The organism is Luteimonas suaedae, assembly GCF_008312895.1.
Classification (GTDB): domain Bacteria; phylum Pseudomonadota; class Gammaproteobacteria; order Xanthomonadales; family Xanthomonadaceae; genus Luteimonas; species Luteimonas suaedae.
Window position 1 is genome coordinate 234,333 of the sequence record NZ_VSSP01000003.1, and the last position, 21,697, is coordinate 256,029.

At 69.9% G+C, this 21,697-nt stretch carries 21 protein-coding genes; 8 read left to right on the forward strand and 13 right to left on the reverse strand.

The genetic code is table 11. From position 1 onward, the window contains the following. Positions 1–86 precede the first annotated feature (86 nt). The 6 genes from FXO19_RS07250 to FXO19_RS07270 all read right to left on the reverse strand — a co-directional run bounded on the left by FXO19_RS07250 (position 87) and on the right by FXO19_RS07270 (position 3,680). Positions 87–461, reverse strand: a complete 375-nt coding sequence (locus tag FXO19_RS07250; protein WP_149194400.1) for an ArsR/SmtB family transcription factor — start codon at positions 459–461, stop codon at positions 87–89. Positions 462–855: 394 nt separating this feature from the next. Beyond that, a complete protein-coding gene (locus FXO19_RS07255) occupies positions 856–1,566 on the reverse strand; it encodes an outer membrane protein (protein WP_149194401.1) in 711 nt (236 codons plus the stop codon). 192 nt (positions 1,567–1,758) lie between these two features. After that, positions 1,759–1,926, reverse strand: coding sequence for a hypothetical protein (locus FXO19_RS19410; protein WP_223115447.1), 168 nt, complete (start codon positions 1,924–1,926; stop codon positions 1,759–1,761). Between the two features lie 167 nt (positions 1,927–2,093). Next, entirely contained in the window at positions 2,094–2,222 is a 129-nt protein-coding gene (locus tag FXO19_RS19535) for a hypothetical protein (RefSeq protein ID WP_255516335.1), read from the reverse strand. Between the two features lie 90 nt (positions 2,223–2,312). After that, entirely contained in the window at positions 2,313–2,702 is a 390-nt protein-coding gene (locus FXO19_RS07265) for an ArsR/SmtB family transcription factor (protein ID WP_149194402.1), read from the reverse strand. 96 nt (positions 2,703–2,798) lie between these two features. After that, positions 2,799–3,680 carry an AraC family transcriptional regulator gene (locus tag FXO19_RS07270; RefSeq protein WP_149194403.1) on the reverse strand — a complete coding sequence of 294 codons (882 nt, stop codon included), beginning with the start codon at positions 3,678–3,680 and terminating at the stop codon, positions 2,799–2,801. A 240-nt stretch (positions 3,681–3,920) separates the two neighbouring features. Between FXO19_RS07270 and FXO19_RS07275 the strand changes: the two genes are divergently transcribed. The 3 genes from FXO19_RS07275 (at position 3,921) to FXO19_RS07285 (ending at position 9,673) form a co-directional block, all read left to right on the forward strand. Next, positions 3,921–4,796 carry an SDR family oxidoreductase gene (locus tag FXO19_RS07275; RefSeq protein WP_149194404.1) on the forward strand — a complete coding sequence of 292 codons (876 nt, stop codon included), beginning with the start codon at positions 3,921–3,923 and terminating at the stop codon, positions 4,794–4,796. Positions 4,797–5,410: 614 nt separating this feature from the next. Continuing rightward, a complete protein-coding gene (locus tag FXO19_RS07280) occupies positions 5,411–6,511 on the forward strand; it encodes an efflux RND transporter periplasmic adaptor subunit (RefSeq protein ID WP_149194405.1) in 1,101 nt (366 codons plus the stop codon). Between the two features lie 3 nt (positions 6,512–6,514). After that, the gene (locus FXO19_RS07285) at positions 6,515–9,673 is read left to right on the forward strand and encodes an efflux RND transporter permease subunit (RefSeq protein ID WP_149194406.1); all 3,159 of its coding nucleotides are present in this window, start codon (positions 6,515–6,517) and stop codon (positions 9,671–9,673) included. Between the two features lie 383 nt (positions 9,674–10,056). Here FXO19_RS07285 and FXO19_RS07290 read toward each other — a convergent pair whose 3' ends face one another. Together FXO19_RS07290 and FXO19_RS07295 are read right to left on the reverse strand one after the other, a co-directional pair. Next, complete coding sequence (locus FXO19_RS07290; RefSeq protein ID WP_149194407.1) at positions 10,057–10,266, reverse strand: hypothetical protein; 210 nt, start codon at positions 10,264–10,266, stop codon at positions 10,057–10,059. A 34-nt stretch (positions 10,267–10,300) separates the two neighbouring features. Next, positions 10,301–11,392 carry a DNA glycosylase AlkZ-like family protein gene (locus tag FXO19_RS07295; protein WP_149194408.1) on the reverse strand — a complete coding sequence of 364 codons (1,092 nt, stop codon included), beginning with the start codon at positions 11,390–11,392 and terminating at the stop codon, positions 10,301–10,303. A gap of 447 nt (positions 11,393–11,839) precedes the next feature. On the opposite strand from FXO19_RS07295, the gene FXO19_RS07300 reads away from it, so the two are divergent. From FXO19_RS07300 to FXO19_RS19165, 3 genes are read left to right on the forward strand one after another with little or no spacing between them, the layout of a single operon-like run. Continuing rightward, positions 11,840–13,882, forward strand: coding sequence for a TonB-dependent receptor (locus FXO19_RS07300; RefSeq protein WP_149194409.1), 2,043 nt, complete (start codon positions 11,840–11,842; stop codon positions 13,880–13,882). Positions 13,883–13,884: 2 nt separating this feature from the next. After that, positions 13,885–15,030, forward strand: coding sequence for a PepSY-associated TM helix domain-containing protein (locus tag FXO19_RS07305; RefSeq protein ID WP_149194410.1), 1,146 nt, complete (start codon positions 13,885–13,887; stop codon positions 15,028–15,030). Beyond that, a complete protein-coding gene (locus tag FXO19_RS19165) occupies positions 15,027–15,203 on the forward strand; it encodes a hypothetical protein (RefSeq protein WP_187775671.1) in 177 nt (58 codons plus the stop codon). The genes FXO19_RS07305 and FXO19_RS19165 overlap by 4 nt, the downstream gene beginning before the upstream one ends. Positions 15,204–15,261: 58 nt before the next feature. Here the strand turns inward: FXO19_RS19165 and FXO19_RS07310 are convergent, their stop codons facing one another. Continuing rightward, positions 15,262–16,092: an arylamine N-acetyltransferase family protein gene (locus tag FXO19_RS07310; protein WP_149194411.1), complete on the reverse strand. Its 831-nt coding sequence runs from the start codon at positions 16,090–16,092 to the stop codon at positions 15,262–15,264. 275 nt (positions 16,093–16,367) lie between these two features. Between FXO19_RS07310 and FXO19_RS07315 the strand changes: the two genes are divergently transcribed. Continuing rightward, positions 16,368–17,231 (forward strand): NmrA family NAD(P)-binding protein, encoded by an 864-nt coding sequence (locus FXO19_RS07315; RefSeq protein WP_149194412.1) that lies wholly within the window; start codon positions 16,368–16,370, stop codon positions 17,229–17,231. Between the two features lie 200 nt (positions 17,232–17,431). Further along, entirely contained in the window at positions 17,432–18,940 is a 1,509-nt protein-coding gene (locus tag FXO19_RS07320; protein ID WP_187775672.1) for an alpha/beta hydrolase, read from the forward strand. A gap of 168 nt (positions 18,941–19,108) precedes the next feature. Here the strand turns inward: FXO19_RS07320 and FXO19_RS07325 are convergent, their stop codons facing one another. From FXO19_RS07325 to FXO19_RS07340, 4 genes are all read right to left on the reverse strand, one after another. After that, the gene (locus FXO19_RS07325) at positions 19,109–19,591 is read right to left on the reverse strand and encodes an SRPBCC family protein (protein ID WP_255516336.1); all 483 of its coding nucleotides are present in this window, start codon (positions 19,589–19,591) and stop codon (positions 19,109–19,111) included. Next, entirely contained in the window at positions 19,588–19,908 is a 321-nt protein-coding gene (locus FXO19_RS07330) for an ArsR/SmtB family transcription factor (RefSeq protein WP_149194414.1), read from the reverse strand. Before FXO19_RS07330 ends, FXO19_RS07325 begins: the two co-directional genes overlap by 4 nt. A 109-nt stretch (positions 19,909–20,017) precedes the next feature. Then, the gene (locus FXO19_RS07335; protein WP_149194415.1) at positions 20,018–20,764 is read right to left on the reverse strand and encodes a glucose 1-dehydrogenase; all 747 of its coding nucleotides are present in this window, start codon (positions 20,762–20,764) and stop codon (positions 20,018–20,020) included. A gap of 261 nt (positions 20,765–21,025) precedes the next feature. Next, positions 21,026–21,433: a DCC1-like thiol-disulfide oxidoreductase family protein gene (locus tag FXO19_RS07340; RefSeq protein WP_149194416.1), complete on the reverse strand. Its 408-nt coding sequence runs from the start codon at positions 21,431–21,433 to the stop codon at positions 21,026–21,028. Positions 21,434–21,697 lie beyond the last annotated feature (264 nt).

The window sequence follows — 21,697 nt, forward strand, 5'->3', positions numbered from 1 at the left end:
TTCTCCTGTGGGTGATGATGGTGCATGGATGCCGCGGACCAGCCGGGCGCGCGGGCGCGCGTCCGTGCATGGAGGCGGCGCTAGGATTAGGTGCCGCGACGCCTGCGCCTTTTTGCCGGCGCGGCCGTCGCCGGCCGCCGCTGCAGTTCGTCGAGCAGCGCGTCGAGGCGGGCGAAGTTGGCTTCCCAGATATCGCGGTAGCGCTCCAGCCAGCCGCTGGCCTCGGCCAGCGGCGCGGCCTCGATGCGCCGCGGCCGCCGCTGCCCCTCCCGCGCCACCGAGACCAGCCGCGCCCGCTCGAGGATCTTCAGGTGCTTGGAGATGGCCGGCTGGCTGATGTCGAAAGGTTCGGCCAGTTCCGCCACCGAGGCGTCACCCTGTGCCAGCCGCGCGAGGATCGCGCGCCGCGTGGGGTCGGCCAGGGCCAGGAAGGTCGCGTCGAGGTGTGCTGAGGCGCTCATTGCATAACCCTATAGTTATGATAACGGATAGGTTATGCATCGTCCGTCCGCTGTCAAGCCCTGCCAGCGGCCAACGCGACATCGGCACCAGGCGTGCGCTTCGCCAGCGTCAGGCGCATGCCGGCACCCACGGGCATGGCGCATCGTCACTCGCAGGCGGCGGCACCCGCTGCCGCAGGTCGTCACACGGGCGCCGGACGCTAGATGGCTTCCGGTGTTCACCGGCATGACGAAACATCCTGTGCCGCGATAGCGCGTGCCAAGCGCCGATCATCGCCAGCGGCACGGTTCGACCTCTCCCGGCACCGGCACCGCCTGTCCTGCCCGAAACGCACACGGGCGCCCCATGGGCGCCCGTGTGCAGCTCCGGACCGTGCCGGCCGATGGCGGTTCGTCAGAACGCGTACTCGCCGGTCAGCCCGAGCAGCGCGGTCGAGCGCTTGGGACCGTCGACCTCCTGCCCGGTGTCGGTATCGCGGAGCGTGCCCGACTTGGCGCGGAAGTAGTCGTAGTGCACGCCGATGCTGAAGTTCTCGGTCGCGTTCCAACCAGTGCCGATGCCGGCGTACCAACTGTTGCGGCCCTCGCGGCGGCCGCTCTCGATGCCGAGTTCCTCGCCGATGGTGTCGTAGTAGTCGGCGCTGTTGTCGGAGGCACGGAAGTAGCCGGCGCGCGCGCCGAGGTACCAGGCCGGGGTCAGGTTGACGCGGGCGTTGGCGCCAGCGAGCCAGCCGCGCAGGGCGTCGTTCGCTTCGCGCTGGTCCACCGGATCGTCGTTGAACACGTTGCGCACCCGCAGGTTGCCCAGGTCGGTATAGCCGACCTCGGCGCCGAGGCCCCAGCGGTCGCCGAGCTTCCAGCGGTAACCGCCGGCCAAGCCATAGCCGGTGCGGCGGTCGTCGTTGCTTTCGAGGAAATCGAAATCGCCGGTCCCGAAGCGGCCCGCGGTGCCGCCGTCGGTGCGGCCCACGTTGCCGGCCACGAACCAGTTGCCGTCCCCCACCTGCTGGTCGGGACGGTAGGTATCGGATCCTGCGCTCTGGGCGAATGCGGACGGGGCGAACAGGGCAGCCGCCAACGCGGCGGGATAATAGAGCTTGTTCATGCAGATCTCCTTCTTCTTGGTCATGGGCATGCGAAACGGACGGCGCATGCTTGATGAGCGGCAACCGGCACGGTGCAGGCCGGGGCGCCGTCGCAGTAGAGACGACCCACACTGAAGACACGGCAAACGTTCACCTCGAGCGCACCCGGAACTAACGTCCGGGTTCAACGCACGTTTATCCCGCGTCGCGATTCAGGTGCGCCGAGCGCCCGCTCCGCGCTCGCCAATGTCATCTCGGCCCAGTGCAGTCCGGGCGGCGGCTGGATCAACGGCGACGATGCGGTAGCCGTGCTGGTGCAGGCATTTACCGACCAGGTTGCGGATGTCGCGATGGTCGTCGACGATGGCGATGTGCGACAAGGACTCAGTGGGCGCTCCATCACGCGGTGGTGCTTCGGTACGAGCTGATTGCGGCACGGCGCGATGCGGATCACACGTGAACGATGTCCGCAGCCGATCTGTATCAAAGCGTGTCACCAGGCCGCGGCGCGACTCCCAACCCGGCGGACCCAGCATCCAGCGCGTGATCAGCTCGGGCCTGGTGTAGGCCTGGTGTAGGCCTGGTACACCAGTTCGCGCGGCGCCCTGAACTGCCGCGTCACCTCGACCTCGCTGTCGCCGGAAAGGCTCACTTCGGCTTTCGGCATCGTCGTCATTGCTGCGTTCTCCGTGGGTGAGGGTGGATGGTTGCTGCTGCGAATGCACCGGCGCGCCTGCGGACGCGCCCGCGCATGGAGTGCTCCGTATCAGGAACGCCGGCTCGCGCGCCTGCGCCCCTTCGCAGGCTGTTTCGCCGCTATCACGGTCGACGGCTGCTGCAGCTCATCGAGCAGCGTGTCGAGACGGGCGAAGTTTGCTTCCCAGATGTCGCGGTAGCGCTCGAGCCAGCCGCTCGCCTCGGCCAACGGTCTGACCTCGATGCGCCGCGGCCGGCGCTGCCCCTCGCGCGCCACCGAGACCAGCCGCGCCTGCTCCAGGACCTTCAGGTGCTTGGAGATGGCCGGCTGGCTGATGTCGAAAGGCTCGGCCAGCTCGGCCACCGAGGCCTCCCCTTGCGCCAGCCGCGCGAGGATCGCGCGCCGGGTCGGGTCGGCCAGCGCCAGGAAAGTGGCGTCGAGGTGTGCGGATGCGTTCATTGCATAACCATGTAGTTATGATAACCAACAGGTTATCCACCAGCCGCCCGTTGTCAAGCCGGCGGATGCCGCCATCGGGGACTCGCGACGCCGCCTTCAGGCCACCGCGGCGATCGCGTCCCGGCGTGGCGGCGCGCCGAACATGCGCCGGTACTCGCGGGTGAACTGCGGGACGCTGACGTAGCCGACCTCGGCCGCGGCGCGGCTGGCGGTCCAGCCTTGCGTCATCATCAGCCGGCGCGCCTCGATCAGGCGCAGCTGCTTCTGCAACTGCAACGGCGCCAGCGACGTGGTCGCCTTGAAGTGACGACGGAACGCGGAGGAGCTCATGCTGGCGACGGCCGCCAGCCGCTCGACCGGGAGCGGTTGCCGGAATTCCTGGCGGACGAGTTCGACCGCGGCGGCGATCCGCCGGGCATGCCCGTTCGGCAGCGCGAGCCGGCGCAGCTCGGGGCCGTGGCGGCTGGCCAGCAGCCAGTAGTGCAGCTCCTGCAGCACGGCGGGACGCACGACGGGCTCGGCGCCGGGATGGTCGAGCAGGCGCATCAGCCGCGCGACGCAGCTCACCACCGTGTCGTCCAGGTCGTCGGCGAACAGGCGCACGGTCCCCGCGTATTCTGGCGGCGGCCCGACCGACGTGCGCGATGCCACGTCGTGCAGGATCGCCATGTCGAGCTCGACGGCGACCGCCAGGTAGGGCGCGTCCCGGCTGGCCTCGACGATCTGCCCGATTACCGGCACGTCGACGCCGACGATGGCCGACCGCCCGGCCCGGAACAGACGCCGCTCGCCGCCGACCGTCATCTGCTTGGCGCCCTGCAGGATCAGGCAGGCCAGCGGCCGGTATACCGACCGCATCGGACCGGTCGGCGCACACACGCGCATCATCCGCAGCCCCGGGACGGGCGTGCGGGCGATGCCATCGGCGTCCGCGTGCGCATCGGCATAGCGCAGCACGGCCTGCTTGAGCGCTTCCACGTCGGCTGCCTCCTGTCGGGATGCAGTCTAAGCGCCGATCCGGTCGCGTCGGGGCGTTGCGGTCGGATCAGGCAAGGTTCGAAGCGGAACGGACAAGCCCGCGCTGCGCGGTTCGCGTTTACTGGACTCCCCCAAAGGCGGAAGGCCGGCTCGAGCAGGTGCTCGACATGCTCAACCCGCGCACCAGCGCCTGAGCGGCGCTTCCGCCTGCAACTCTCTTCCAGACACAGGAGCTTCGCCATGTCCAGGAACCAGGACGACCATCGTCCACGCTTCTCGCGCCGCGACCTGCTCGTGACCGCGTCCACGCTCGTCCCCGCCGTCGTTGCCGGCGGCGCACTCGCACAATCCAACGGCGCTGCGCCGGCCGTCCCCGCCCGCGGCGCCAACGACAAGGCGGCGCTGGTGACCGGATCGTCGCGCGGCATCGGCGCCGCCATCGCCAGGCGCCTGGCGCGCGACGGTTTCCGCGTCACCGTCAACTACCTGCGCAGCCGGGACCTGGCCGAGAACATGGTGCGGCAGATCGAGGCCGACGGCGGACAGGCGATCGCGGTGCAGGCCGACATCAGCGACGCGGACGCCGTGCGGCGGCTGTTCGACGCCAACGACGCCGCCTTCGGCAGGATCGACGTGGTGGTCGCCAATGCCGGCATCATGCGGTTGGCGCCTTTCGGCGAGATGGCCGACGAGGACTTCGACCGCATGCTGGCCGTCAACGCGAAGGGCAGCTTCAACACCCTGCGCGAGGCCGCGCGGCGGGTGCGCGACGGCGGCCGCATCGTCACTCTCTCGTCCAGCATCACCCGCCTGCGCACCCCCACCTACGGCCCGTACGCGGCCACCAAGGCCGCGCAGGACATCTACGCCAGCGTGCTGGCGAAGGAACTCGCGGGGCGGACGATCTCGGTCAACGCGGTGGCGCCCGGCGTGGTGGACACCCCGCTGTTTACCGACGGCAAGACGCCGCAGGCGATCGAAGGCTTCGTGCAGCGCACCCCGCACCGGCGGCTGGGCGAGCCGGAAGACATCGCCAATGTCGTCTCGGCCCTGTGCGGCCCGGACGGCGACTGGATCAACGGCGAGGTGGTGTACGCCAACGGTGGCATCGTCTAGTCGGCGGCGGACTGCAACCGATTGCCCCGATGCGGGAGTGACGGCATGCCGTCCTGCCAGCAAAGCGCTTCGCCCGATTGCGGGATGCCACGGCCTGCGCCGCGGCTTCGTAGGAGCGCGCCATGCGCGCGATGCCGCGGGCATTTCACCACCCGCGGATTCCGGTGACCGGCGCGCCTGCCGGTCCGGAATCGCGGCATCCACCGGCTTTGGCCGGCACCCGCGGCATCGCGCGCATGGCGCGCTCCTACGGTGGTCGCAACCGTCTTGCTTCACTTCTCCGCTTGCGGGGTGAGGGCGCTTGATCTCTCGCGAAGAGCGCCCTCACCCCCAGCCCCTCTCCCGTAAAACGGGAGAGGGGAGCAAAGCGACCGGTGCGTTCCCGCGGGCGATGGCGACGCGGCGCAATGCGGATCACACCCGTGGGCGATGGCCGCCGCCGATCTGTATCAAAGCGTGTCACCGGGCCGCGGCGCGACATCTTGCGATGATCGAGGCGCCCAACCGGGCGAAGTTGCCGGGGCGGCGATCGTTCCGCGTGATGAAGAGGACACGCGGGCCGCATGCTAGTTTTTCACCGTAACGGGCGACGACCGGAGACCATGGCTGCCAGGATGCGACTGCTCTTTGCCGCCCTCCTGCTGCTCGCCGCCTGCGGCGCACAGGAGCAGGACGGCGACGACACCGAAGCGGTGCGGGTCGCCGTGGCCGTGGCGGAGGAGGCCACGTTCGGCGAACGCTTCTCGCTGACCGGCACGCTGACGGCCGCACGCGATGCGCAGCTGTCGCCCCGCGTCGACGGCCTGGTCGCGCACGTGCACGTGGACGCCGGCGACCGGGTCGAGGCCGGCCAGGTGCTGGTCGAGCTCGACCCCGCCGTGGGCCGGCAGACGCTCGCGCGCGTCCGCGCGCAGGTGGCAGAAGCGGAAGCCGCGGCGCGCGAGGCCGAACGCCTGTTCGCCGAGGCGCAGCGCCTGGGCGAAGACCAGTACATCGCCGCCAGCCAGGTCGAGGCGCGCGCGTCAGAACTGCGCCTGGCGCAGGCCGCCCTGGAATCCGCCCACGCCAGCGCGCGCGAGCAGGCCGAGTTGGTCGAGCGCCACGTGCTGCCTGCGCCGTTCGACGGCGTGGTGGCGGAGAAACTCACCGAGGCCGGCGAATGGGTGCAGCGCGGCACGCCGGTGCTGTCGCTGGTGGCCACCGACCGCGTGCGCCTGGACCTGCGCGCGCCGCAGGAGCGTTTCGGCCAGCTCGACGGCGACGCCCGGGTGCGCGTGTTCGCCGACGCGCTCGGCGACGCGCCGCTGCCGGCGCGGATCGGCGCGCGCGTCCCGGTCACCGACCCCGGCGCCCGCACCTTCCTGCTGCGCCTGCTGATCGACGATCCCGAAGCGCGCCTGCTGCCGGGCACCTCGGCGCGCGCCGAGATCGACCTGCCGGCGGAGGCGCCGGCGCTCGCGGTCAGCCGCGACGCACTGCTGCGCCAGCCCGACGGCGGCCACAGCCTGTTCGTGATCGAGGATGCCGTAGCCGAGGATGCCGTCGTCGAGGACGGCGAAACCCGCCCGGTGGCGCGCCGGCGCAGCGTGCGGGTGCTGCGCGAGCGCGACGATCTGGTCGCGGTGTCCGGCGACCTGCAGCCCGGCCAGCGCGTGGTGGTGCGCGGCAACGAGGCGCTGACGGACGGCCAGCCGGTGGACGTGGCCGGGCACTGACCGGTGGGATTCGACCACGTCCTCCGCCACGGCACCCTGATCGCGGTCGCGGTGCTGATCCTGTGTGTGCTGGGGATCGCCGCCGCGCTGCGGGTGCCGGTGCAGATGATCCCCGACCTGGAGGTGCGCACCATCAGCGTCGACACGCGCTGGCCCGGCGCCACCCCGCAGGACGTCGAGAAGGAGATCCTGATCGAGCAGGAGCAGTACCTGCGCACCCTGCCCGACCTGCGCCGGATGGTCTCCACCGCCAGCACCGGGCGCGCCAGCATCGAACTCGAGTTCCCGTTCGGCGTCGACGTCAACGAGGCACTGATCCGCACCAACAACGCGCTCAGCCAGGTCTCCGACTACCCGGAGAACGTCGACGAACCGGCGCTGACCACCAGCTCGTTCTCCGAAAACGCGTTCATGTACTTCCGGATCGGCGCACGCGAGGACAGCACGCTGGATCTCGACCTGGACATGATGCGCAACTTCGTGGAGGACGAGGTGCGCACGCGGCTGGAGCGCGTGCCGGGCGTGTCGCTGGTGCAGGTGGGCGGCGCGGCCGAGCGCCAGGTCCGCATCGAGGTCGACCCGGACCGCTTGGCCGAACGCGGGCTCGCCATGCGCGACGTGCGCGATGCGCTGCGGGCGCGCAACGTCGACAGCTCCGGCGGCGACCTCGACAGCGGCAAGCGGCGCTTCCTGGTGCGCACCGTGGGCCGCTTCCGCGAGGCCGGCGACATCGGCGGCCTGATCGTCGCCGAACGCGACGGCGCGCTGGTGCGGCTGTCCGACCTGGCGGAGATCCGCCTCGAGCACTTCGAGCGCCGCGACCTGTCGTTCAACAACGGCAAGCCCGCGCTCAGCCTGTCGCTGCGGCGCGAGCCGGGTTCCAACGTCATCCAGATCAAGTACGCGGTGCTGCCCGAGATCGAGGCGATCAACGCCGAGCTGCTGGCGCCGCTCGGGCTGGAGATGACGCTCACCACCGACGACGTGCGCTACGTGGAGGAATCGATCGGGAACGTCGTGCGCAACCTCGTCCTGGGTGCGCTGCTCGCCACGCTGGTGATGCTCGCGTTCCTGCGCTCGGTGCGCACCACCCTGACCGGCGTGGTCGCGATCCCGATCTGCACCATCGCCGCCTTCGTCGGGCTGCTGCTGGCCGGACGCACGCTCAACGTGATCTCGATGGCCGGGGTGGCGTTCGCGATCGGCATGACGGTGGACAACACCATCGTGGTGCTGGAAAGCATCGACCAGGCGCGCCGACGCGGACTGCAACGGCTCGAGGCGGCGGTGGCGGGCGTGAGCCGGGTGTGGCCGGCCGTGCTGGCCTCCACCCTGACTACGGTGCTGGTGTTCGCGCCGATCCTGTTCGTGCAGGAAGAAGCCGGGCAGCTGTACTCGGACGTCGCAATCGCCATTTCCGCCTCCATCCTCGCCTCGATGGCGGTGGCGGTGACGGTGGTGCCCGCCCTGAGCGCGCGCCTGGCGCCCGCGTACGACAGCCGCCAGCACACGCCCGGCGAGGACGCGTTCGGCCGCATCGGCGACCGCATCGGCTGGCTCAGCCGCGGGCCGCGGCGCCGGGCGCTGGTGCTGGGCGGCACGGTGGCGACCGCGGCGCTCGCGCTGACGCTGCTCACGCCGCCGGCCGAGTACCTGCCCGAAGGCGAGGAGCCGAAAACGTTCTCGCGCATGATCGCGCCGCCCGGCTACAACCTCACCGAGATGGCGTCGATCGCGCGCGAGCTGACCGAAGGCCTGCTGCCGCACCTGGACGACCCGCCCGGGCGCTTCGCCGCCGGCGACACCGACATGCCGGCGCTGGCCTACTTCAACCTCTCGGTGGATCCGCAGGGGCTGCGCATCATCGCCGAGCCGAAGGCGCCGGGCGACATCGACGCGCTGATGGACGCACTGGACGCGCGCTTCCTCGCCTACCCCGGCATGCGCGCGTTCTCCTCGCGCGGCTCGATCATCTCCAGCAACGACGGCGGCACCCGCAGCATCAACCTCGACATCTCCGGCCTCGAACTCGCCGCGATCTACCAGGTGGCCGAGCGCGCCTTCGCCCGGGCCGAGGCGCTGTTCGACGGCGCCCGCATCGGCTCCGACCCCAGCACGCTCAGTCTCGACCAGCCGCTGCTGGAACTGCAGCCGCGCTGGGAGCGCCTGGCCGAGGTGGGACTGGACGCGGACGGGTTCGGCTATTCGGTGGCGGCGCTCAGCGACGGCGCGTTCGCCGACGAGATGATCCTGGACGACCGCAAGGTCGACATCTTCCTGTTCAGCAGCGCCGGCAGCGAGCAGCGCCTCGACCGCCTGCGCGACCTGCCGGTCGCCACTCCCTCCGGCGCGGTGCTGCCGGTCTCGGCGCTGGCCGAACTGCGCGAGTCCGCCGGCACCGACAGCATCCGCCGGCTCGACGGCCGCCGCACCGTGACCCTCAACATCATCCCGCCGCGGTCGGTCGCGCTGGAGACCGGCGTGGCGCGCGTACGCGAGGAACTGATCGCGGCGATGCGCGCCGACGGCGAGATCCCGGCGGACGTCTCGGTCGACATCTCCGGCGCCAGCGACCAGCTCGACGCCACCCGCGAGGCGGTGGCCGGCAACTTCGCGATCGCGCTGCTGCTGTCGTACCTGCTGCTGGTGGCGATCTTCCGCCACTGGGGGCGGCCGCTGTTCGTGATGGCGACGGTGCCGCTGGGCATCGCCGGCGGCATCGTCGGGCTGGCGCTGCTCAACGGGCTGGGCGCGTTGCTCGGCGCGCTCGGCCTGGGGCGGATCGAGCAGTCGTTCGACATGATCACCCTGCTGGGTTTCCTGGTGCTGCTCGGCACCGTGGTCAACAACCCGATCCTGATCGTGCTCGAGACCTACAAGCGGCTCGAGGAAGGCGCGGCCTCGACCGTGGCGGCCGTGAACGACGCCGTGCGCACCCGGCTGCGGCCGATCCTGATGTCCACCTGCACCACCCTCTTCGGCCTCTCGCCGCTGGTGCTGATCCCGGGCGCCGGCACCGAGCTTTACCGCGGCCTCGGCGCGATCGTGCTGTTCGGCATCGCCACCTCGGCGGTGGTCACGCTCACCTTCCTGCCCTGCCTGCTGGTCGCGGTGCTCGCGCTGCGCGAGCGCACTGCCGGACTGCTGCGCGGCCGCGCCTGAGCCCGGGCTGGCTGGGCTGACGGCAGCCCTGCCGACGGACACGCCTTCCATTGGCGGCATCCTGCCTGTTGCAGTGGCGGTGATACGTCACCGCCAGGAACGGCGCTTACCGAAGGTGCTTCGCCCGGACGCGGGAGACCACAGCCGTGCGCCGCCGCTCCGTAGGAGCGCGCCATGCGCGCGATACCGCGGGCATTGCCCCGCCTGCGACGTCCACCTACCGGTGTGCCCTCCGGCTCGCGGCGGAGCCGCCGATAATCGAAGACCTCAGACACCCGCGGCATCGCGCGCATGGCGCGCTCCTACGGATCTCCGGCCGTGTGCCTGGGCCGTTCGGCCGATGCCTTGCGTGTCCATGCAAACAGGCGAAGCATCTTCAGGCGCTATTCGTCCTTGGCACGAATGGAGTTGACCTGAGTTGCTTCGCTCGATTTCGGGACACCACAGTCGTGCGCCGCTACTTCGTAGGAGCGCGCCATGCGCGATGCCGCGGGCATGGCGCCGCCTGCGATGTCCGCCCACCGGTGCGCCTTCCGGCTCGCGCGGGGCCGCTGATCACCGAAGACCCGAGACACCCGCGGCATCGCGCGCATGGCGCGCTCCTACGGATCTCTGCTGCGCGGGCGATCAATCCTCGAGCCCGAGAAAAATGCGCATCCGCGCGAGTTCGGCTTCCAGGCCGTCGCGGAAGGCTGCATCACGCGGCGCGCGGCCGTCGACGTAGCGGATCTCGCTCCGTAGCGCACCGCCGGCGACGGCCAGGTTGCCCCAGCCGATGACCCGGTCCTGCCAGAGCAGCGGCAGCGCGTAATAGCCCCGTTTGCGCTTCGGCGCGGGCGTGTAGGCCTCGAAGCGGTAGCCCCAGCCCCAGAACAGTTCGAAGCGGCGGCGGTCCCAGACGACCGGGTCGAACGGCGTGAGCAGGCGCACCGAGGCATCGGGCGTCCAGCGCCGGCCGGTGGGGCTTTCGTCGGCCGGCCACAGCCAGTCGACGCCGGCCACGCGCGCCTGTGCGAGGCGCTGCTTGGCGCGCGCCAGCGCCGGTGCACGCGCGTCGTCCCACTGCGGCGCGGCGCGGCGCAAGTGCAGCATCAACTGCCGCAGGCTGGCCAGCGGCAGCGGCGCGTACTTGCGCACCGCCAGCTCCACCAGTGCGTCCATGCGCGCGTCGACGGCGGCGGCGTCCACCGGCGCGGCATCCTCGCGCGCCGCGTAGACCCGCGTGCCGCCGTTGCGGCGCACGACCCGCAGCAGGCCGCGGTAGTGCATCTCGTCGAGCAGCTGCGTGCTGGCGTTGGACGAGCCGCCGAACCAGTTGGTGGCCTTGCCGTGCGCGAAGTGCGCATCGACCTCGCGCGGATGCACCGCGCCGCGCGCGGCGATGAACTCGCGCACCGCATGCGCCTGCTTCCAGCGCGCCGGCGTCCACGCCTGGCGCGCGGTGCGCGGATGCATCAGCGCCTGGTGGGCGCGCGGCAGGAAGCCGTAGTTGACGAAGAAGTCCTCTTCCAGCGCCAGCCGCGGGTAGCGCCGCTCCAGGTCGCCCGCGCGATAGTCGCGGACGCGGTGGCGCAGGGTCAGGTCCTGCGCGCGCGCCGGCGCGCGGATCGGATCGGCCTGCACGAAACCCAGCCGCTCGATCGCGCGCATGAGCGTCGTCGGCCGGAACAGCGTGCGCGCGACGGCGTAGCGGCGCAGGTGGTCGAGGGTGGGCGGCATGGCGCGATGATGCCAGCCCGGCGCGAGCCGCAAGGGGACGGAGACGATTGACCGGCGCAACCACCTCCCCCGGATCTTTGGCTCATGCCTGCCGATCACGTCCGTGGCCCGGCCTGCCAGGCAGGGCGTCGGCCGCCTGATCCGCAGCGAGAACTCCTGCGCGCACGCATGGCAGGCGTCGCTCCGCCGCGGCCGGTCGCGCTGGAAACACGGCGTGGCGCTCGTGGGCGGGAACCGATCGCGGCGATACGCCGAAGGCGAGATCCCGGCAGACGTCCGGCCGGGCATTTCAGGACCGACGCGCTATTGTCCGATAATGATTCTCATTTATATAATGGTCGATCTACCTGGTCCGCGTTGGGAGACGCCGCCGGGTTCTCGCCTCCAGGCCGCGCAGAGACCATGCCCCCGAACACGCTTCGCTCCGTCCCCGACCCCGCCCGCCATTTGATATACGCAGCCGTCGCGGCCGCCCTCGCCTCGGGCACCGCCCAGGCCCAGGATGTCGCCTCCGCGGCCCAGCAGGCCACCACGCTCGACCGGGTCGTGGTCACGGCCGAGAAGCAGGGGCGCTCGCAGCAGGACACCGCCACCAGCACGGTCGTACTGGACGACCGGGCCCTGCAGTCGCGCGGGCTCGACGACAGCCGCGGCGTGCTGGCCAACGCGGCCAACGTCACCAGCGTGGGCACCGGCAACTACGCGCCGGCGGTGCGCGGCGTGGACGGCACCGGCCCGGCCCAGGGCGCGGACGCGTTCTTCGCCGGCACCCGGCCGCGGCTGAACGTGTCGATGGACGGCCGCGCGGTCAGCTACAACGAACTGGTGTTCTCCGGCAGTTCGCTCTGGGACGTGGAACAGGCGGAACTGCTGCGCGGCCCGCAAAGCCTGCTGCAGGGGCGCAACGCCATCGCCGGCACCCTGGCGATCAAGACCAAGGATCCCGCCTGGGCCCATGAAGGCGGCCTGCGCCTGCTCGGCGGCGAGCACGGCCGCCGCCAGGGCGCCTTCTATCTGTCCGGGCCCTTCGCCGGCGACCAGGTCGCGTTCCGGCTGGCCGGCGACGTGCAGCGCCAGGACAGCTACCTGGATTTCACCGGCTTTCCCGGCACGCGCGATCCCGGCAAGTTCGAGAACCGCACCCTGCGCGGCAAGCTGTTGTTCAAGCCCGACGCCCTGCCCGACTTCAGCGCGCTGCTGACCTTCCAGCACGCCCAGTCGCACGCGCCGCAGGCGGAGATGGTCGCGCGGCCGTTCGAGGACGAAAGGCCCGCCACCCCCGAGATGCCGGTGTTCGCACCGCGCACCAACGCCGTCATCGCCGACACCCAGTGGCAGATCGACGACCGCCTGCGCTGGGAGAACCTGCTGACCGCGACCGACCTGCACGTCGACCGGTTCGCGCCGGCCGGCAGCGGCATCGCCCGGATCGACAACCGCGAATACGTGCTCGAACCGCGCCTGGTGCTGGAACGGTCCGCCGGTTCGCGGATCGACGGCATCGCCGGGATCTACCTGATGCGTGCCGACCAGGACGAATTCATCGACTTCCCGGTCCACGAGCGCTTCGAGGACCACATCCGCACCGAAGCCGTCTACGGCGAAGGCACGATCGCGTTGCGCGAGGACCTGGACCTGACCCTGGGCGCGCGCTACGAGCGCGAGCGCCACCGCCGCTTCGGCGGCGAGGGCGTGGTGGTCAGCATCGACATCGACAAGGAATACAGCGCCTTCATGCCCAAGCTCGGCCTCGCCTGGCGCCCGAGCGCGGCCTGGACCCTGGGCGTGCTCGCCTCACGCGGCTACAACGCCGGCGGCGGCGGCATCACCTTCGAGGTGCCGATCACCAGCTACAGCTTCGACCCCGAGTACGTCGTCAACTACGAGGCCTATTTCCGCGGCGACCTGGCCGACGGGCGCCTGCAGCTGACCGGCAACCTGTTCCATGGCAGCTACCGCGACATGCAACTGCCGTTCGACCTCAACCCCGATCCGGGCGTCTGGTCGGTGGTGGTGCGCAATGCCGACCGCGCCCGCAACATGGGCGCCGAACTGGGGGCGCGCTGGCTGGCGCGGCCGGGCCTGGAGCTGCATGCCGACCTCGGCTACCTGCACACCGAGGTGACGGCGTATCCCGACTCGGGGATCGAGGGCAACGAGTTCGCCCACGCCCCGAGCTTCACCGGCAATGCCGGCTTCACCTGGCGCGGCGCCGGCGGTTTCGAACTCAGTGCCAATGCGCGCTACTCGGATGCCTACTACTCGGACATCCTCAACCGGCCGCTCGGCCGCACCGAACCCTACTGGCTGGCCAACGCCAAGGGCGGCTACCGGTTCGGCAGGACTTATCTCTTCGCCGGCGTCGACAACCTGTTCGACGAGCGCACGCCGCTGCAGATCGACACCAACGCCCTGGAGCCGACGCCGTTCGACACCGCGGCGCTGCCGCGGCCGCGCAGCTGGTACGCCGGCGTGCAGGTCGACTGGTGAACATGGACGCGCGCCGCCCCTCGCGCTGGTTCCGGCTGAACCTCTGGCTGCACCGCTGGACCAGCCTGGTCGCCACCGTGCCGTTCCTGATCCTGTGCCTGACCGGCACGGTGCTGATCTTCCACGAGGAGATCGACGCGGCGATGGGCGTGGTGCCTACCGCGCAGGGCCTGGAGGACGCGCCGCACCGGCCGCTGGCCGAATCGGTGGACAACGTGCTGGAGGCATTCCCGGACGAACGCGTGCTCAGCATCGCCCTGGAACCGGAAGAGCACCCGGGCGTCCTGCTGTTGTTCACCGGTCCCAAGGACGCGCACGGATTCGAGACCTTCAAGCTGCGCTTCGCCCACCTGGCCACCGCGCAGCCGACCGAGCAGGGCGTGGACACCGACAAGACCCTGACGGGATTCCTGCTGGAACTGCACGCGCAGTGGTTCCTGGGCCCGGCCGGCGAACTGATCGGCGCCGCGATCGCCCTGCTGGTGCTGGTGTCGCTGCTGTCCGGTCTGGTGGTGTACGCGCCGTACGTCAAGCGCATCGCCTTCGGCATCCTGCGCCGCGGCCGCGGGCCGCGCCTGCTGCAGCTGGACCTGCACAACTTCATCGGCGCGCTGGTGCTGGGCTGGGCCTTCGCCGTCACCGTGACCGGCTTCCTGCTGGGCTTCGGCACCATCGCCACCGGCATCTGGCAGAACACGGAACTGGCCGCGCTGCAGCAGCGCTATTCGGGCGATCCGGTGGACGCGCGGCGGCCGCCAGCCGACATCGACGCCGTCTACGCGGCGGCGCTGCGCGCCGCGCCGCCCGGCTGGCACGTCATCTCCGTCGTCTATCCCGATACCGAGTTCTCCACCAACCGGCACTTCACCGTGCTGGTCGGCGGCCAGGGCCTGGACGAGCGGTTGTTCCGCGTCGCGCTGGTGGATGCCGAGAACGCCCAGGTGCGCACCGTGGTCCAGCTGCCGTGGTACCTGAAAGCGATCGTGCTGTCGCAGCCGCTGCACTTCGGCGACTACGGCGGCCTGGCGCTGAAGCTGCTGTGGACCGCCTGCACCTGGCTCACCTTGTTCATCACCGCCAACGGGGCGTGGCTGTGGTGGAACCGCCGGCGCAAGCGCCGCCCGGCGCCGGCCGGAGCACCAGCATGAAGGGCCGACAGACCCTGTTGCTGGTCACGCTCCTGGCGCTGGCCTGCATCGCCGGCATCGTCGGCATGCTGCTGGCCGAAGGCGCCTGGGACTGGCTGTTCTTCGCGATGGCCGCATCGCCGCTCGCGGCCGGCGGCATGCGCCGGGCCGCCACGCGCCGGAACGCCGCGTAGGCGCGACCCGTCCCATGCTGCTTTCATAGTCCCGCATGCACTGGATGACGGTCTGGAGTCACGCGTTGTCCGCCGCCAACCGGGCTTCGATGGCCTCGCGCAAGGCCGGGCCGGACGGCAGGCGCAGGTCGAATTCGTCGCGCAGCACGTCGAGCACGGCGTCGGCGTCCGGCAGCTCGCGGCGTTCGCTGGGGGCGCCGAGGCGGTGGACGGCGAAGCTGCCGTTGCTCAGGGTCTTGCGCACTCCCGGCCCGGTACGGGCGACGCGCAGCTGGCCGGAGAACGACGAATCCGGGTGGGTGGAGACGTACCAGTTGCCGACCTCGAAATCGATCTCCGCCTGCGGCTGCAGATCGAACACGTACAGGCCGCGCCACGCGCCCGCCACCTGCGCGCGCAGCAGGTACTGCCCGTCGCGTTCGATCAGGCGGTAGGTTTCGTGCGGGGTGGCCTGCGGCGCGTCGGTGTCCAGCCGCAGCGGCCCGGTCGGCACCATGCCGCCGAAGCCGACGTCGGCGGCGTAGCGGACGCCGTCGATCGTCACCAGCACCAGCATGTGGGTGCGCGCGGTCAGCGCGTCTTCGGGGCCGCCCATCACCACCCGCGCGGTCAGCCCGCGCGCGTCGAACCCAAGCCGTTGCAGCAACGCCAGGAACAGGCGGTTGAGCTCGAAGCAGTAGCCGCCGCGCCCGTCGTGCAGCAGCTTGCGCTCCAGCGACGGCAGGTCGACCGGCACCGGCGCGTGCATCAGCGTGGTGATCGTCTCGAAAGCGAACGCCGCAGTGTGCCGGCGCTGCAGCTCGCGCAGCGTCTCCAGCGTCGGCGGCGGCGGTGCGGGATAGTCCAGGCGGCTCAGGTAGAGATGGATGTCCTTCAGCGGTGTCGACATCGCTGTGTTCCCGGTCTCCTGGCGTTGGGCGCACGGTATGGCCTCAAGCTTGATTGAGGTCAAGGATGCGGAGGCGTCATGGGCGGAACGGTGCGATGCGCACCGAACTCGGGCGCCATGCGTTTCGCGGAGCCGGGCGAACGGATGATCCATGCGAATCCCGCGACCGGATGACCAGCATCGATGCCTGAGGCACGCATCACCCACCTTTCACCGATTTCTTCTGCCGCGACGGGTAGCCTCGCTCCCGCCCTCGCACCATGGAGCACCGATCGATGCATATCGTCCTTGGCGGAACCGGCCACGTCGGCAGCGCAGTCTGCGCCGCGCTGCTGGCCCGCGGCCAGCCGGTGACGGTGGTGACCCGCGACGCGGCGCGAGCGACGCGCCAGCAACGGCTCGGCGCCACGATCGCGGAAGCCGACATCCTCGACACCGCTGCGCTGCGCGACGTCTTCCGCTCCGGCCGCCGCGCCTTCCTGCTCAACCCACCCGCCGCGCCGTCCAGCGATACCGACGAAGCCGAGCATCGCAGCGTCCGCGCCATCGTCGCGGCGCTCGAGGGCTCGGGCCTGGAAAAGGTGGTCGCCGAATCCACTTACGGCGCCCAGCCGGGGCGGCGCATCGGCGATCTCGGTATCCTGCACGAGTTCGAACGCCTGCTGTCGCGCCAGCCGATCGCGGTCGAGGTGATCCGTGCCGCCTATTACATTAGCAACTGGGACGGCGCGGTGGATCCGGCCAGGGAGGAGGGCCGCCTGGACACCATGATTCCCGCGGACTTCCGCTTGCCCATGGTCGCGCCGGAGGACATCGGCGAGGTGGCGGCCGGTCTCATGATCGACGACGCCGCGGGCCAAGGCCCCCACTACGTCGAGGGCCCGGCACGCTACACGCCAGCCGACGTCGCGCAGGCGTTTTCGCACGCCCTCGGGCGCGATGTCGAAGTACGGGCGGTACCGCGCCCGCAGTGGGTAGAGGCCTTCAGGGCGATGGGATTCTCATCGGCCGCGGCAGAGTCGTATGCGGGGATGACCGCGCGTACGGTGGACAACGCAACGTGGCCCGCGCATCCGATCCGTGGCACTACCGTGCTGCGCGACTACGTCGCACAGCGGGTCGCCGAAGCGGCCGCCTGACCGGGCACATCGTCGGCTACTTCCTCCCTTTGAAGAAGGAGGTTGAAGGCCTCAGGCCGCCTTCGACGGGTCAGCTCGCCGACCCCGGCCATTGCAAGTCATCGCGATGTGCGCGATTTTGCGCTGCAAGCGCGCCGTCACGCCCCCTTATGTCGCTGCAGGCAACCCAGGGCAGGCAGGAGTGCAGGGAGGAACCGGACATGACCTTCAGACCCCTTCGACCTTGCACCATCGTCGCCAGCCTGTTGATCGCGGCAGGCACGGCAGCTGCGGGGGACGGGTTCCCCCCCGGCTCTGCGGCGGACAACAATCTGCGAGAGTCGACCGCAGATCCTGCGCCCACCATCGTTCTTTCGCCTTGCACCCTCCCGGACGTGGCCCAGGCGGCCCGGTGCGGCGTGCTGGTCGTTCCGGAGAATCCCGATCGACCGGATGGTCGTCAGCTCTCGATTGGCGTGGCCGTCGTTCCCGCTTCCGGAGGCCAGGCGCTTTCGGACCCGATCGTTCCGTTGATGGGTGGCCCCGGGGAAGATGCGATCAGCGCGGCCGCGCTGTACGCAGACCAGTTCGCGTCGCTGCACCGCGACCGCGACCTCCTGCTGGTCGACCAGCGCGGGACGGGGCGGTCCGGCGCTTTGCGATGCGGCCTCCATTCCGCCGGGGAACCGGCACCGAACCTTCGCGACTTCTTTCCGCCCGCCGCGGTCACGCGTTGTGAACGGCGGTTGCGCACCCGCGCCGACCTGACCCAGTACACCTACGCTCACTTCGCAAGTGATCTCGAACGCGTCCGAAAGGCGCTCGGCTATGGGCGGCTGAACCTGTTCGCAGGCTCGTACGGGACACGGGCCGCACAGGTGTACCTTCGCGCCTACCCGAACAGCGTGCGGACTGCGTATCTCGGCAGCGTCGTGCCGATCGACGTGGTGACCCCGCTCGTCATGGCAAAAACGGCGCAAGAAGCCCTGGAAGATACGTTCAGCGCCTGCGCTGCCGATTCCGCCTGCCGCGCAGCCTTCCCCGACCTGCGCGACGAGTTTGCCCGGATTCTTGCCAGGTTGGATGCGGGCGAGGTGCGCGCCATCCTTCCCGGCCGCACCGGCACCGTGCCGATGCAGCGGGGGCGCGTCGTCGAGTGGTTTCGCTCACTGCTCTACAGGCCCAAGAGCGCCGCAAGACTCCCGTGGCTGATCCACCAGGCCCACGAAGGAGACTGGAGCCCGATCGTCGAAGGCATCCTGTCACAAGCGCAGGGGATGGATTCCGCCATCAGCCTGGGCCTGTTCTTCTCGATCACATGCGCCGAGGACATGGCGTTTCTGGATGAGAAGGATATTGTGGCTCAGTCACGGGACACGGCTCTAGGCGACTATCGCGTGCGTCAGCAACAGGTTGCCTGCAAGCCTTGGCCCAAGGCTTCACTTCCGGCGGAGTACCGAACGCCGGTGCGCTCGTCGGTACCCGTCATGTTCGTTTCCGGCGATATCGACGGCGGCTCGCCGCTTTGGTTCACGGACCGTGTCGCCAAGGGCTTCTCCGATCGCGTCCAAGTCGTGCAAGGCGGCCGGGGGCACACCCAGTGGACCGAGTGCGTGGGGCAGCTGTACGAGCGATTCGTGCGCACGGGTGCAACACGTGGACTGGACGGTTCTTCCTGCAAAGCAATGCCACGACCACCATTCGAGACACGCCGGGGAAACGGTCCCTGACCCTTGAGATACCCGGATCCGCACGTCCACTACGACGATCGCATCGTCGGATGGGCCGGCTTCCACTACGTAGGGTCGGACGCGCGAGTCGCACCGCTTCCTGCGCACGCGCGCGCTTGCCGATCGGCATTCGGCCGCGGGTCAGCCATCCGCGGCTGTTCGCTGCCTTCACGCCTTCGCCAACTGCTCCGCGTAGCGCCGCAGGTAGAGCGGCCAGCCGCCTTCGCCGGCGACACCGTCACGCGCGCGCTCCCAGCCGTCGCCGTGCCGCTCGAGATTGCGGTGCTCGAGCTCGACCCGGGTGCGGTCCGGCGCCTCGGAGATGAAGCGCACCTCGACCTCGCTGGCCTTGGCGGGATCGGTTTCCAGACGCCATCGCGGGCTGATGTCCCAGCTGATCACGACGCGGTCCGGCGGCTCGTAGGCCAGGACCCGCGCCCAGCGGCATTCGCTGCCGTCGACGCCGCGGTCGTAGAGATGGCCGCCCACCCGCGGCTCGAACACCGTCTCCGCGATCGGCACGGCCAGCAGGTTGTGCTCGCGCGGCTTGAAACTGCCGAACTCCTCGGTGAAGACCCGGAAGGCGCGCTCGATGGGCGCCTCGACCATGATCTGCAGCCGTACGGACGTTTCCGCTACCTGTGTGTTCACGATTCCTCCTCGTTGGTTTGCTCCGCGATCCGCTTGTAGGCGGCCAGTGACTTGCTCCAGAAGCGCTCCAGGTCGGCGCGAAGCGCGGCCACGCCGACCGGGTTGAGGCTGTAGATGCGGCGGGTTCCGGCCGGGTGGTCCATCACCAGGCCGGCCTCCTTGAGCACCTTCAGGTGCTGCGAGACCGCGGGGCGGCTGACGGGCAGTTCACGGGCGATCTCGACGACGGCGCATGACCGGTCCGCGATCCGCTCGAAGATGGCCCGACGTGTCGGGTCGCCGAGGGCGGTCCAGGGGTCTACTTGGTAAGTATTCACGAACGGTAAGTTAATTCTTACCATTGGCGACGTCAACCATCTCGGCGCGATGCGACCGCCCCGCCGAACGGCCGGGGCGCGAGTCATCCGACCGGCGACCCGATCCCCGTCAGCGAATGCCGCCGCCGGCGAACAGCTGCTCACCGGTCAGCCAGTACGAATCGTTCGAGGCCAGGAACACCGCGATCGAGGCGATGTCGTCGGGCTGGCCGACGCGGCCGAGCGGCGTGTGCGCCACCACGCCGGCTTCCATGTCGGAACCGGTGATGCCGGCCGCCTGCGTGCCTTCGGTGACGATCATGCCCGGGTTCAGCGCATTGACGCGGATCCTGCGCGGGCCCAGCTCCTGCGCGAGCACGCCGGTGATCGCGTCCACCGCGCCCTTGGTGCCGGCATAGACCGCGCTGTCCGGCGGCACGATACGGGTGATCACCGAGCCGATATTGATGATGCTGGCCCCCTCGCCCATATGCCGGGCCGCCGCCTGCGTGGTCAGCAGCAGGCCGAGCACGTTGACGTCGAACTGGCGGCGGAATTCGTCCTCGGTGATCTCCTCGAGCGGCGCGAAGCCGTACACGCCCGAGTTGTTGACGAGCACGTCGAGCCGGCCGAACCGCTCGATCGCCGCATCGACGATCGCCTGCGCATCGGCCTGCTTCGACACGTCGCCGCGCACCGCGATCGCCTGCCCGCCGGCCGCGGCGATCCGGTCGACGACCGCGTCGGCGCCGTCCTTGCTCGACGCGTAGTTGACGACCACCGACGCGCCTTCGGCGGCCAGGCCCCGGGCGATGGCAGCGCCGATGCCCTTGGAGGCACCGGTGACGATGGCGACCTTGTCCTGCAGCTTGCTCATTTCGATTTCCTGATTCGTGGGATGGGCTGCGATGCCGACGCACATGCGCCGTCGCCATCGACACCCACGAAATGCGAACGCGGCGGGACCACGAAAAGACGCGATCGGGGGAATGAGCGTCCCACGGGCGGGAGGACCGTCACCGCCGGCAGCCAGGCCATGCGTGCCACGGCGTTATTGCGCCCGCCGCGGCGCCGGTGCGTCGCTCACCAGCGCGGTCGTGGTCAGCAGCGAGACGCTTGGATGCCGGGAAACCCGACCTCAGGTCACCTTCGGCAGGTTGCCGATGTACTCGATGCCCATCACCTTCAGCACGACATTTCGGAACGCCTTTCCGACCGGATAGAAAATCCGTGCCCTGCGCTGGTTGCCGAAAAGCCAGAAGTTGAGCCGGTTGAAGAGCCCCGAAGGCGTACTGAGGAGAGACATCATCCATATCGCGTCCGGGCCGTAATACAGCACGTCCTTGAACTTGAGCACCATGCCCTGGTCTATATCGAGCCCGGCGGCGGTGATCTCTTCCATCAATGGTCCGGGCTGGCGCGCGTCTACCAGATGCAGATCGCCGACGGCGGCACGGATGCGGGCATAGCGACACCAGGTGGTACAGACCGGACATTCGCCGTCGTAGACCAGCCATGCCTGGTCCTTGCCGTGGTTCGAGATCATGGCGCGTTCCTGTTCCGGGGCGCGGTGCGTCGGATGGACTGGCTCCGATTATGCAGGACCGGACGTACGAGCCTCATCGCCTGAGTAAAGACACTGATCCTCGCCAGCCGCCTTCCGGGAGATCGTGTCGCATGCATAGACCCGCAGGACTAGAGCGGGTGACCGTCAAGGCCCGGCGACCAGGGCCCTGGCGCTCCACTGCCTGAGCAGGAAATTGGCGACCGAGAAGCAGCCGGGGAGGTCCTTGTTCAAAAGCACGATTGC